Here is an 11,848-nt window from a genome sequence, read left to right as displayed (position 1 = left end):
CACATAAAATTCGCCATTGAAGCCCTTGAGCATTTCATTGCGCAGACTGCCTACTGAAATATGCAATGCTTCCGCTATCTCGACCTGCGTATAGCCATTCGTCCACATCTCGTAGATGATTCTGCGATCCTCATCTGTGATTTTATTGATTTTAGCATTCATAGTATCACCCCGCTTTCACACATAAAAAAATAAGTGCAGCATGAGACCAACTGTCTCTTGTTGCACTTATTTTTACAACTTACCTATAAAAAGCGGATGGACTTTTCCCATCCGCTTTCTCATTTTCCCTAAAGCACCACCGCGCAAGGCAAAAAACCGGACGGCCAAACCGTCCGGTTTTGTCGTGTCAGCCCCACCGCACCCGACAGGGCATTTTTGCATCCCATATCCAAGCAGCGCAGCTTACAGCACCTTGCCCAGGAAATCCTTCAAGCGCGGATGCTGCGGGTTGGCAAAGAACGCCTGCGGCTCGTTCTGCTCGACGACGTTGCCGCCGTCCATGAACAGCACACGGGTGGCAACCTCGCGGGCAAAGCCCATCTCGTGCGTCACCACGACCATCGTCATGCCGTCATCCGCCAGCTCCTTCATGATCTCAAGCACCTCGCCGACCATCTCCGGGTCGAGCGCCGAGGTCGGCTCGTCAAACAGCATCACATCCGGGTTCATCGCAAGCGCGCGGGCGATGGCAATGCGCTGCTGCTGGCCACCCGAAAGCTGAATGGGATAGCGGTCGGCCTTGTCCGGCAGGCCGACGCGGCTGAGCAGCTCCATCGCGCGCTTGTCCGCCTCCGCGTCGGTCATGATCTTGAGCTTGACCGGCGCAAGCTTGATATTCTCCTTGACCGTCAGATGCGGGAACAGGTTGAACTGCTGGAACACCATACCCATCTTGCGGCGCACAATATTAATATCGGTCTCCTTAGAGGTAATGTTCTGCCCCTCAAAGATGATACTGCCGCCGGTCGGCTCCTCGAGCAAGTTTAGACAGCGCAGAAAGGTCGACTTGCCCGAGCCGGACGGCCCGATGATGACGACCTTCTCACCCTTTTCAATGCGTTCATTCACGCCCTTCAGCACCTCATGGTCGCCAAAGGACTTATGCAGGTCTCTAACGACGATCACTTTCGCGCAGCCTCCTTTCGAGCATACCGAGCAGTCTGGTCAAAATCAATACGATGACCAGATAGATGACCGCCAAGCTGATATAGGGTACATAGGCCGAATAGGTGTTGGCAACGATGTTCTGCGCCTGCTTGGTCACATCGCGCAGCATGACGACCGAGACCAGCGAGGTATCCTTCAAAAGCGTTATCATTTCATTACCCAGCGCAGGCAGAATGTTTTTGAATGCCTGCGGGATGATGATATACCACATGGTCTGCCCGTAGCTCAGGCCAAGCGAGCGCCCGGCCTCCATTTGCCCGCCGCTGATCGACATCAGGCCCGAACGTGCGATCTCGGCCACATATGCGCCTGAATTGATGCCCAGAGCAACGATGCCGCAGAGGATCGAGCCCATCTCGTCCTTGGGCTGCATGACAACGTAGCACATGATGAGCAACTGCACCATCATCGGCGTGCCGCGGATGACGGTCAGATAGACCTTGCAGACCGCGTTCAAAATGCTCAGCAGCGGGTTAGGCTTGCCGATGCGCCGCGAATCATGCGCCGAGCGGATGATGGCAATGACCAGACCGATCACCACGCCCAGCAGCAGCGCGCCGATCGTCACGATAAAGGTGATCTTCAAGCCGCTCAGCAGCCACTTCCAGCGATCCTGATAGATAAAAGTCTGGTAAAGCTGAAAGAAAAAGTTCTGAAGTCCCTTAGGCAGACCTTGTATCCAGCCGGGGGCTGCAAGTATCCAATCTGCAAATTTGATGCCGATCACAGATTATCCCCTCTCCTTGTTCAAAATCGGCAAAAGGGGCGGCGTCTGTGCGCCGTCCCCTCTGGTGTTCCGCCGCATTACGCAGCCGTGATATACTTGCCGACGATCGCGTCGATCGTGCCGTCCTCCTTGAGCGCGGCCATGGCAGCGTTCACCTTGTCCAGCAGCTCGGTATTGCCCTTGTTGACAGCAGCCGCGTAATCCTCGGTGATGTACTCGGTATCGAGGATGACCAGACCCTCGTTGGCCGCGACAAAGGCCTTGGCCGGCTCGTTGTCGATAACAACGCAGTCCACCTGACCATTGGCCAGCGCGGCGACCGCCATCGCGCCGTTTTCAAACTGCTTGACATTCTCCTGACCGTAGTCGCCGGTGCAGTAGATATCGCCGGTCGTGCCGGACTGCACGCCGATGGTCTTGCCCGCCAGATCGTCCGGCGTGGTGATCGGCGAGCCTTCGGGCACGATAATGACCTGCACGCCGGTCGAGTAGGAATCGGTAAAGTCAACGCTCTCAGCGCGCTCCTCGGTCACAGTCATACCGGCCAGCACGATGTCGATCGTATCCGACTGCAACGCAGGAATCAGCGAATCGAACGCCATATCGGTGATCTGCAGCTCCATGCCGAGCTTGTCGGCAATGGCAGCGGCAATCTCAGCGTCGATACCGGCAACCTGATTGTTCTCATCCATAAACTCATACGGCGGAAACGCGGCGTTGGTGCCCATGCGCAGGGTACCGCCCTCGGCCGCACCGGTGTCAGCCCCGGCCTGCGCGTTGGTATTGTTGCCGCCGCAGCCGGTGAGCAGCATCGAGCCGGCCAGCACCATGCTCAGCATGGCAGCAGAAAGCTTCTTCATAGGTATTACTCCTCTCAATATTCGGCTGAAACACAACCGATCCATTCAAACAAGATTTATTATACAATGCTGTGTTTAAAAATGCAACCTCAAAATCGGCAAAATACAGGATTTTATTATGGCAAATTTTATAGCGCGCCATTTTGTGACAAGCCGCCTGCACGCGGCATAGTCTGACAGCATCAAAACCGTTTTGGAGGTATTGCTATGTCATCCCGTTCTCCCGCTTCTACATACCGCCCCACCGTGCACACCGCCACGATCGAGACCCCCACCGGTTGGCTGCCCATCCGCGCTGAACCGCGCTCGACCGCCTGTGTGATCGGCCAGCTGACGGATGGAGAGGTGCTCTCCCTCTGCGGCCGGTGCGGCAGCTGGTTTGCCACCTATTACGACGGGCGCAAGGGCTATCTACCCGCCGACTGCCTTGTGCTTCATTACTAAAGCACTGCGCACCCCCACCTTGGACGCATGTGGCAGACGATGTTTGCCGCATTCCGTCAATGCAGCCAGATTTATGTCGTCATTTTGCCTTGCGTTTATCCTGTCGGCACAGTATAATAAATGTGTTTGATGCGATAAATGAGGAGGTACTGAAAAGAGTGTATCAGATATTGAAAAAGAAGACGCTCAACGTCAACACCAAGCTGATGGTGATCGACGCGCCCCATGTTGCGCGCAAGGCCGAACCCGGCCAATTCATCATCCTGCGCGTTGATGAGGACGGCGAGCGCATCCCGCTGACGATTGCGGAGTACGACCGTGCCAAGGGCACGGTGACGATCATCTTTCAGGAGGTCGGCGCAACCACGCAGGCGCTTGGTATGCTGAACGAGGGTGACTGCCTGTGCGACTTTGTCGGCCCGCTTGGCCGCGAGAGCGAGCTGGAGGGGCTGAAGAAGGTCGCGGTCGTCGGCGGTGGCCTTGGCTGCGCCATCGCCTACCCGCAGGCCAAAAAGCTGCACGAAATGGGCTGTGAGGTCGACCTGATCGCAGGCTTCCGCTCCAAGGATCTCATCATCCTTGCCGACGAGATGAAGGCTGCCAGCACCAATCTGTACATCGTCACCGACGACGGCTCGAACGGCCGCAAGGCGCTCGTCACGCAGGTTTTGCAGGAGCTGATCGACGCGGGCAACCAGTATGACGCAGTCATCGCCATCGGCCCGATGATTATGATGAAGTTCGTGTGCGAGACCACCCGCCCCTACGGCATCAAGACCGTCGTTTCAATGAACACCATCATGGTGGACGGCACCGGCATGTGCGGCTGCTGCCGTCTGACCGTCGGCGGCGAGACAAAGTTCGCCTGCGTAGACGGCCCGGACTTCGACGGCCATCTGGTCGATTTTGACAGCTCTATGCGCCGCGCCGCCATGTACAAGGCGCAGGAAAAGGCCGCGGTCGAGCGCCGCGAGGCGCACTGCAACCTGTACAAGAAGGAGGTCGAATAACATGGCGAATATGAATCCCAAAAAAGTCCCCATGCCTGAGCAGCCGGCGGACGTTCGCAATAAGAATTTTGAAGAAGTAACGCTGGGCTATACCCCTGAAATGGCGATCGAAGAGGCCAAGCGCTGCCTCAACTGCAAGCACAAGCCCTGCATCTCCGGCTGTCCGGTGCAGGTCAAGATCCCCGAGTTCATCGCGCTGGTTGCCGAGGGCAAGTTCCTCGAAGCCGCCGCCAAGATCAAGGAGACCTCCGCGCTGCCCGCCGTGTGCGGCCGCGTCTGCCCGCAGGAGACCCAGTGCGAGGAGATTTGCGTGCGCGGCATCAAGGGTGAGGCGGTCGCCATTGGCCGTCTGGAGCGCTTTGTTGCCGACTACGCCCGCGAGAGCGGTGAGGAAAAAATCATAAAGCCTGTGCCCAACGGCCACAAGGTCGCGGTCATCGGCGCCGGCCCCGCCGGTCTCACCTGCGCAGGCGATCTGGCGCAGCTCGGCTATGCCGTCACCGTGTTCGAGGCGCTGCATACGGCGGGCGGCGTACTGATGTACGGCATCCCGGAGTTCCGTCTGCCCAAGGAGATCGTGCAGAAGGAGATCGACACGCTCAAGGAGCTTGGCGTCACCTTTGTGCTCAATTTTGTCGTCGGCCGGTCGGAGACGATCGACGAGCTGTTCGAGGACGGCTATGAGGCCGTATTTATCGGCTCGGGCGCGGGTCTTCCGTCCTTTATGGGCGTGCCGGGCGAGAATGCCAACGGCGTATACTCAGCCAACGAATACCTGACCCGCATCAACCTGATGAAAGCCTACGAAAAGGATGCCGAAACCCCCATCCAGCACGCGCACAAGATCGCCATCGTCGGCGGCGGCAATGTCGCCATGGACGCGGCGCGCTGCGCCAAGCGCATGGGTGCGGAGGAGGTCTATATCGTCTACCGCCGCTCGGAGGCCGAGCTGCCCGCCCGTCTTGAGGAGATCGACCACGCCAAGGAGGAGGGCATCATCTTCAAGTTCCTGACTGCGCCGCTCGAGGTGCTGACCGACGAGGAATACAACGTCACCGGTCTGCGCTGCCAGCAAATGGAGCTAGGCGAGCCGGACGCCTCAGGACGCCGCCGCCCTGTCCCGGTCGAGGGCAGCGAGTTCACGATTGAGCTGGACTGCGTGATTCCGGCCATAGGCACCAGTCCGAACCCGCTGATCCGCACCACCACCCCGGGTCTGGACACCAACCGCAAGGGCTGCATCGTGGCCGACGATGAGCACGGCATCACCTCCAAGGAGGGTGTGTTCGCCGGTGGCGACGCCGTCACCGGTGCGGCTACCGTCATCCTCGCCATGGGCGCGGGCAAGCGCGCCGCTGCCGCGATGGATGAGTACATCCGCAGCAAGCAGTAAGCGCGCAAACCAGCACCGCAAACAAAAACAAGGGCGGATACCAACCGGTATCTGCCCTTTTGTTATGCCGTGCCGCCCCAACTGCGGCGCAAACTCGAGTATGGCAGGAGCAAGGCCGCGACCGTGCTTGCAGGCCGCCGCAGCCTTGCTCCATAGCGCCCCGGGCCACGCCCGCGGCTTATTTATAGTAGTCTACAAAGTCAAATGCGCCGATTGCGCCGCAAACCTCACATACATCCGGACGCTCATCAAAGGTCGCGCCGCAGAACTGGCAGCGGTAGCCCTGCGCCTTCTGGCGGGGCGCGGAAACCACTTCCTCGGCTTCCTCATCCTCGGCCGCCTCAGCCGCCGGCGCGGACGAAGGCGCGACCGCAGGATCGGCCTTTTTCAGCTTGGCGAGCAGCGTCATAAAGCGGCTCTCGTGGCTGCGCTCGATGCTTGCCACACGCTCAAACATGGTGGCCAGCTCCTCAAGGCCGTCCTCTCTGGCCTGCTTTGCAAACGAGGGATACATATCCTGCCACTCGTCATATTCCCCACGCGCCGCCTGCAGCAGGCAGGTCTTGGTGTCGCCCGGCTTGCCGTAAAGCTGCTCGAACCAGAACTTCGCGTGCATCATTTCATTCTTAGCCATCTGCTCAAACGCAAAGGCTACCTCTTCATCGCCGTTCTCACGAGCCGCCTGCGCAAAGTATGTATACTTGTTGCGGGCAATGGACTCGCCAGCCAGCGCTTTGCGAAGATTTTCTTCTGTTTTTGTGTTCTGAATTCCCATTTTAAAATCCTCCTTTTCATACCTAAAATGGAAAATATCAAGGGGATTCCCCCCTACTGCCATCTATACTACTACGTATGTAGAATATATTCCAGTTACATTTTGATTACATATTGACGCGACATATGTACAAATATGGTGGATATTCTGCAAACCATGTAACATCCGCTGCTCTTTTGTCTTTACCGGCCGGCATTTAGGCCGATCTGCACCAACGCAGCCGTGCCATTCACCAGCGCCTGCTCGTCAATATCAAAGCAGTCATGGTGCAGCGGATTGCACTTACCCGCCGCCTCATTGCGCGCACCGATGAAGAAGTAGCAGCCGGGCACGTGCTCCAAAAACCACGCGAAATCCTCTCCACCGGTCGTTTTCTCCAGATGCACCAGTGCCTGCGCGCCGAACAGCGTCTCGACGGCCTGCCGCGCGATCTCAGTCGAGGCCGGCTCATTGATGGTCGCGGGTGTGCAGCGCCGGTAGGTGAAGTCACAGCTTGCGCCAAAGGTCTGCGCCGCCGTGCAGGCGACCTGCTCCAGACGCTTTTCGGTCGCGTCCCGCACCGCGGGGCTGAACGAGCGCACCGTACCAGCCAGCCTTACCTCATTTGCGATGATGTTGGATGAGGTACCGCCCTCGATCGTACCGATCGTCACGACCACCGGCTCAAGCGGCGTGGTATTGCGGCTGACGACCGTTTGCAGTGCGCTCACCACATGGCAGGCGGCTACGATCGCGTCCACCGCGTTGTGCGGCTGCGCACCGTGCGCGCCCTTTCCCTTGACGGTCAGGTAGATGTTATCCGCACTGGCCATGCGCGGCCCCGGCTCGACCGAAAATGTGCCGACCGGCAGATCGACCCAGATATGCGCACCGAATACGCGGTCAAGGTCGGCCAGCTGCGGCAGCTCGCACATGGCGCGGCCGCCTTCGATCAGCTCTTCGGCAGGCTGGAAGATCAGCTTGAGCGTGCCGCACAGTTCGCTCTGGTGCGCCTTGAGCACACGCGCGGCCGTCAGCAGCATGGCAACGTGGCAATCGTGTCCGCAAGCGTGCATCACGCCCGGATTTTCCGAAGCATATGCACACGCGCCCTTTTCCGTGATCGGGAGTGCGTCCATATCGGCACGCAGACCAATAACCGGCCCCGGCGCACCGCCTTCCAGCACAGCGATCACGCCCGTGCCGCACACCTTTTCATACGGAATCTCCAGCGCGTCCATCTGCGCACAAATGAGTGCCTGCGTGCGCGTCTCCTGCCAGCCCAGCTCGGGATGGCGGTGAATATCGCGGCGCAGCGCGATCAACTCGTCCCGCAGCCGCAGGACTTCCTCCATGATACTCATATGTCCCCTCCTCTTCTCGATCATGAGCGACCGGTGATGCGCCGTCCATCCTGTGGATGCCGCCCGTCACCGGGCGCTGCTTTATCAGCATCAACCTTGCTGCAAACCGGGCATTTCACCCGACCAGCGGATACTGGTCAAGGTCGTTCGGCACGGCGACCGTCACCTGCCCACCCTGCTCCACCAGCTGCATGACGCTTTTCACCGTGCCGCTGACCTCCTCACCGGAAAATACCAGCTGCACCTGCTGTGCGCTGACATAGCCATCCGCCGTGGTCTGCGTGACCGACAAATCCTCGATCCTAAGCGCCTCCACTTCACCGACTGCGGCCTTCGCAGCTTCGAGCACGGCATCCAGCCGCGCCATGCCCGCCTTGCTGTACGCGATGGTATAGCTGCCTGCGGGTATGGCCGTGACGCTTTCGATCAGCGCGACCGGCACACGCGCATATCCCGTGAAGGCCGCGCTCATCTGCGCCTCGCTGAGCGCGCGGCGCGAGCGCACACCGTCCTGCCGCAGATAGCGGTAGCCGCCGGCAGTGTAGCTCTCCGCCGTGAAGGTCTTTTCCAGCCCGCCCGGAGCCGTCAGCGTCACCGTGCGCTGGCTCAGCGAGGTGCGAGCCGCCAGATCGAGCGCAATGCTCTCATCGCTTTGCATGGCAAAGCTGCCCGCATCCAGGGTCAGTGCATGGGTGAGGGAGAGCGCGGTCACACCGTCCATCTTATCCGTCGCGCGGCGGTAAGCCGCATAATCCGCAAACAACGCACGGTACGGCTCTGCCGCCGCAGCATCGACCGCGCCCTGTCCGGTCAGCTGGTCAAGCAGCGTCTGCTGCTCATCCTTGGGCGCAATGGACAACGCGGTATAGCTGGCCGCGGCCACATGGTCGCGCAGAAAACGTGCCTCGTCCACGGTCGCCGGGTCGTACAGGCCGATCGACAGCGCAAAATCCGCAGCCTCGCGGTAAGTAAAATCGCCCGCACGCTCGGTATAGCCGAGTGCGCGCAGGAGAAACGCCGCGTACATCCGCGCGGTGCACATGCTCTGCGGGTCGAATGTGCTCTCAGTCACGCCGGTGGTCAGCCCATTTTGATAGAGATACTGCACATAGGGCTTCTGCCAGTCATCCAAATCGGTAAACGGTGCGTCATACGGCAGCGCGCGCGCCTCGTCCTCCTTACCGAGCAGGCGCACCAGCATGGCTGCCGCCTCGGCGCGCGTGGGCGCGCGGTCGAGCTCATAGCCCTGCGCCGTGCCTTGGAACAGGCCGAGCGCTTTCAGATGGTCAGCGCATTCCGTAAAATCAGCAGCAAACACCGAAACCGTCAACGCGCCGGCGAGCAGCACGCCCGCGCAGACCGTTCGAAGCAACTTGTTCATACAAAAATCTCCTTTGTGGTATCCTATGATAACAGGCCGCGCCGTATCCTCCGGCGCTGCTTTTCATTATAGCACGCAAATGTATTTTTTCAAGCCGCAAAGGCAAACTACTGAAAAGATAAGAGCCGATGTCCCCCATACAGCCGGTCTCTTTTCCTGATTCTTGCATTATGAAGGGAGCGCTATCCATGACCAGTCTGCAAAAATGCGGCGTGATCGGCGTCGGCTTTGTCGGCGCGACGAGCGCCTATACACTGGCGACCTCGGGGCTGTTTTCCGAGCTTGTGCTGGTGGACATGAACCAGAAAAAAGCAGAGGGCGAAGCCGCCGACATCAACCACGGCGTATCCTTTGCCAAGCCCTGCCGTGTGCGCGCGGGCAGCTACGCCGACCTTGCCGGCTGCGGCCTGATCGTCATCGCCGCAGGCGCAAACCAAAAGCCGGGCGAGAGCCGCGTCGAGCTGCTCGGCCGCAACCATGCCATTCTGTCCTCCATCATCGGACAGCTGATGGCGGTCAACCGCTACGCTGTACTGCTGATCGTCTCCAACCCGGTGGACGTGCTCACCTATATGGCGCAAAAGCTCTCCGGCCTGCCCGCCGGGCGCGTGATCGGCTCGGGCACTGTGCTGGACACCGCGCGGCTCAAATACCTTGTCGGGCAGCACGTCGGCGTGGACAGCCGCAATGTCCATGCCTTTATCATCGGTGAGCACGGCGACAGCGAGCTTGCCGTCTGGTCAAGTGCCAACATCTCGGGCGTTGATCTTGCTGATTACTGCCGCATCACCGGCAAGGATGATTCATTCGGCGCAATGCAGCGCATTTACGAGAACGTGCGCGACGCAGCCTACTCGATCATCGAGAGCAAGGGCGCGACCTATTACGGCATCGGCATGGCCGTGCGCCGCATCGCGGAGGCCATCGTGCGCGACGAGCATTCGGTGCTGCCGGTCTCCTCGCTCATCACCGGGCACTACGGCGTGGACGATCTCTGTCTCGGCCTGCCGACCGTTGTGGGCAAAAACGGGGCGGAAACCGTGCTGGATATCCCGTTGTCAGACGATGAGCTGCGCGCCTTGCAAGCCTCGGCCAAAAAAATGAAATCGGTCATCGCCGAGCTGGGCATGTAAGCCCGCCACGCAGTTTCCACCAAAGAAAAATCGGAACGGCATTGCATCCGTTCCGATTTTTTGTTCTGTTACGCCGCAGCAGCAGGAGCCTCGACCTCGGTCATAGTACCCATATCCGTGTAGGTATCCAGATCGGTCGGCAGCGTGATCTGCACGCCGTCACCCAGCGCCTTGATCGTGTAGTCTGCCTTCATGCTCATATCCATCGTGGTGCCTTCCACCGTCATCGAAAGCATAGCAGACATATTCATCGCGGTGAGCTTGCCATCGGTCAGCGTCAGAGAGGAATTGATATCCTTGATCTCCATCGCAATGTCCTCTTTCGCCACGCCTACCTGCTGCAGCACAGAGCTGATCATGCCGGTCAGGCCGCTGGGAGAGTAGGTGATGACCGTCTTGTTGCCCGTGGTCTCAATCGAATCGATCAGGCAGATCGGCTCAGACTGCTGGGGCATCTGCGTCATATCACCCATCTGCTCCATCATGTCGTCAAAGCTCATCGCCATCTTCATTTTCTCGCCCTGCATGTTCATGTAGTACCAGCCATTAGTGTAGTACATTTCGATGGGCATATCCATCGTGCTGTCCTCACCCTCGCCTGTCAGCTCGGCCGCCAGCTTCATCTGCGCCGCGCCGACGAGCGCCAGCTTGGACTGATCCATCTTTTCCAGATCCATGTCTGCCTTCAGGTTGACCGGCATGGTCAGGCTCATGAACGGCTCGCCTTCCATCTTAACGTCCGCGCTGATGTTCATATCCATGTCCATCTTGGTCGCGTTCATCTCGTCGGACACGGCAACATATGCGTCATACGCCTTGAAGAATGCCTGCAGATTGGCGGCCTTGGTCTGATCGACTGCACCATCCGCCACCAGCTTATCCAGCAGGTCGGTCTCGCCATCCTTTACCCCGGTGTGGAGCGCGGTCAGGCTCATCGCGGCGACATGGTCGCGCAGGAAGTTGGTCTCATCGCAGTTGGCGATATCGACCAGACCCAGCGACTTGCCGTAGTCGACAGCGCCCGCATAGGTGAAGTCTCCGTCCGCAGCATCGCTGTAACCCAGCGCGCGCAACAGGAAGGTGGTGTACATCTGCGCAGTGCACTTGCCCTCCGGCTCAAAGGCCGTTTCCGAAGCACCGTTGGCCAGCTTATTGGTGTACAGATACTGCACATAGGGCTTCTGCCAATCGTCCAGGTCGGTAAAGGGCGCGGTGTACTCCAGCCCCTTGGCCTCGGCCTCCTTGCCGAGCAGACGCACCAGCATGGTAGCCGCTTCGGCGCGGGTGGGCGCGCGGTCCAGCTCATAGCCCGCGGTGCCGCCTTGGAACAGGCCGACATCCTTCAGCTTATCCGCGCTGGACTCAAAGCTGGCCGCACCCGCGGTGGCCGCCAACCCCGCAGCAACCAGCACGCCGGCCACAGCAAGACGCAGTTTTTTCTTCATATGTCTTTTCCTCCTTCTATTGCAGCGCATTTTCAGGCTGCTCTATGTTATAGTTTAACAGATTGCAGAAAAATTTCAAGCAAAAGCATCGTGATTTTGCCGTTGTTAACAATTTGTTCATATTCTCTATGTAACGGCGCGGCGGAATAGTTCTCGCACCGCGGCAG

Annotated in this window: 12 protein-coding genes; 4 read left to right on the top strand and 8 right to left on the bottom strand. The window is 59.1% G+C overall.

Features of this window, described 5'->3' with window-relative positions; all coding sequences use genetic code 11:
• From MR935_RS10820 to MR935_RS09455, 4 genes are all read right to left on the bottom strand, one after another.
• The coding region (locus MR935_RS10820; protein WP_442863034.1) for a sigma factor-like helix-turn-helix DNA-binding protein at nucleotides 1-162 on the bottom strand (162 nt) is incomplete at its 3' end.
• A 243-nt stretch (nucleotides 163-405) separates the two neighbouring features.
• Nucleotides 406-1,128: an amino acid ABC transporter ATP-binding protein gene (locus tag MR935_RS09465; protein WP_290572990.1), complete on the bottom strand. Its 723-nt coding sequence runs from the start codon at nucleotides 1,126-1,128 to the stop codon at nucleotides 406-408.
• Nucleotides 1,115-1,897, bottom strand: a complete 783-nt coding sequence (locus MR935_RS09460) for an amino acid ABC transporter permease (protein WP_442863033.1) — start codon at nucleotides 1,895-1,897, stop codon at nucleotides 1,115-1,117. The genes MR935_RS09465 and MR935_RS09460 overlap by 14 nt, the downstream gene beginning before the upstream one ends.
• Nucleotides 1,898-1,974: 77 nt before the next feature.
• Nucleotides 1,975-2,757, bottom strand: coding sequence for a basic amino acid ABC transporter substrate-binding protein (locus tag MR935_RS09455; RefSeq protein WP_290572989.1), 783 nt, complete (start codon nucleotides 2,755-2,757; stop codon nucleotides 1,975-1,977).
• Nucleotides 2,758-2,964: 207 nt separating this feature from the next.
• Here MR935_RS09455 and MR935_RS09450 point away from each other — a divergent pair, with 207 nt between their 5' ends.
• From MR935_RS09450 to gltA, 3 genes are all read left to right on the top strand, one after another.
• Entirely contained in the window at nucleotides 2,965-3,201 is a 237-nt protein-coding gene (locus MR935_RS09450) for an SH3 domain-containing protein (protein WP_290572988.1), read from the top strand.
• A gap of 158 nt (nucleotides 3,202-3,359) precedes the next feature.
• Complete coding sequence (locus MR935_RS09445) at nucleotides 3,360-4,211, top strand: sulfide/dihydroorotate dehydrogenase-like FAD/NAD-binding protein (RefSeq protein ID WP_290572987.1); 852 nt, start codon at nucleotides 3,360-3,362, stop codon at nucleotides 4,209-4,211.
• Between the two features lies 1 nt (nucleotide 4,212).
• Complete coding sequence (gene gltA / locus MR935_RS09440; protein ID WP_290572986.1) at nucleotides 4,213-5,604, top strand: NADPH-dependent glutamate synthase; 1,392 nt, start codon at nucleotides 4,213-4,215, stop codon at nucleotides 5,602-5,604.
• 178 nt (nucleotides 5,605-5,782) lie between these two features.
• On the opposite strand, the gene MR935_RS09435 is transcribed toward gltA, so the two are convergent.
• The 3 genes from MR935_RS09435 to MR935_RS09425 form a co-directional block, all read right to left on the bottom strand.
• Nucleotides 5,783-6,379 carry a rubrerythrin family protein gene (locus MR935_RS09435; RefSeq protein ID WP_290572985.1) on the bottom strand — a complete coding sequence of 199 codons (597 nt, stop codon included), beginning with the start codon at nucleotides 6,377-6,379 and terminating at the stop codon, nucleotides 5,783-5,785.
• 182 nt (nucleotides 6,380-6,561) lie between these two features.
• Nucleotides 6,562-7,722: a M20 metallopeptidase family protein gene (locus MR935_RS09430; RefSeq protein WP_290572984.1), complete on the bottom strand. Its 1,161-nt coding sequence runs from the start codon at nucleotides 7,720-7,722 to the stop codon at nucleotides 6,562-6,564.
• A 115-nt stretch (nucleotides 7,723-7,837) separates the two neighbouring features.
• Nucleotides 7,838-9,103, bottom strand: a complete 1,266-nt coding sequence (locus MR935_RS09425; protein WP_290572983.1) for an S-layer homology domain-containing protein — start codon at nucleotides 9,101-9,103, stop codon at nucleotides 7,838-7,840.
• 188 nt (nucleotides 9,104-9,291) lie between these two features.
• Between MR935_RS09425 and MR935_RS09420 the strand changes: the two genes are divergently transcribed.
• Nucleotides 9,292-10,236, top strand: a complete 945-nt coding sequence (locus MR935_RS09420) for an L-lactate dehydrogenase (RefSeq protein ID WP_290572982.1) — start codon at nucleotides 9,292-9,294, stop codon at nucleotides 10,234-10,236.
• Nucleotides 10,237-10,304: 68 nt separating this feature from the next.
• Here the strand turns inward: MR935_RS09420 and MR935_RS09415 are convergent, their stop codons facing one another.
• Complete coding sequence (locus MR935_RS09415) at nucleotides 10,305-11,681, bottom strand: hypothetical protein (protein WP_290572981.1); 1,377 nt, start codon at nucleotides 11,679-11,681, stop codon at nucleotides 10,305-10,307.
• Nucleotides 11,682-11,848 lie beyond the last annotated feature (167 nt).

This window comes from Agathobaculum sp., from assembly GCF_022775115.1.
In the GTDB taxonomy this organism is placed as follows: domain Bacteria; phylum Bacillota; class Clostridia; order Oscillospirales; family Butyricicoccaceae; genus Agathobaculum.
This window is presented reverse-complemented; position numbering and strand designations above follow the sequence as displayed.

Excerpts from the sequence above, each read along its gene's own strand:
- MR935_RS09455 (WP_290572989.1), bottom strand. The coding sequence starts at position 2,757 with ATGAAGAAGCTTTCTGCTGCCATGCTGAGCATGGTGCTGGCCGGCTCG.
- MR935_RS09415 (WP_290572981.1), bottom strand. The coding sequence starts at position 11,681 with ATGAAGAAAAAACTGCGTCTTGCTGTGGCCGGCGTGCTGGTTGCTGCG.
- MR935_RS09450 (WP_290572988.1), top strand. The coding sequence starts at position 2,965 with ATGTCATCCCGTTCTCCCGCTTCTACATACCGCCCCACCGTGCACACC.
- gltA (WP_290572986.1), top strand. The coding sequence starts at position 4,213 with ATGGCGAATATGAATCCCAAAAAAGTCCCCATGCCTGAGCAGCCGGCG.
- MR935_RS09420 (WP_290572982.1), top strand. The coding sequence starts at position 9,292 with ATGACCAGTCTGCAAAAATGCGGCGTGATCGGCGTCGGCTTTGTCGGC.
- MR935_RS09425 (WP_290572983.1), bottom strand. The coding sequence starts at position 9,103 with ATGAACAAGTTGCTTCGAACGGTCTGCGCGGGCGTGCTGCTCGCCGGC.
- MR935_RS09430 (WP_290572984.1), bottom strand. The coding sequence starts at position 7,722 with ATGAGTATCATGGAGGAAGTCCTGCGGCTGCGGGACGAGTTGATCGCG.
- MR935_RS09435 (WP_290572985.1), bottom strand. The coding sequence starts at position 6,379 with ATGGGAATTCAGAACACAAAAACAGAAGAAAATCTTCGCAAAGCGCTG.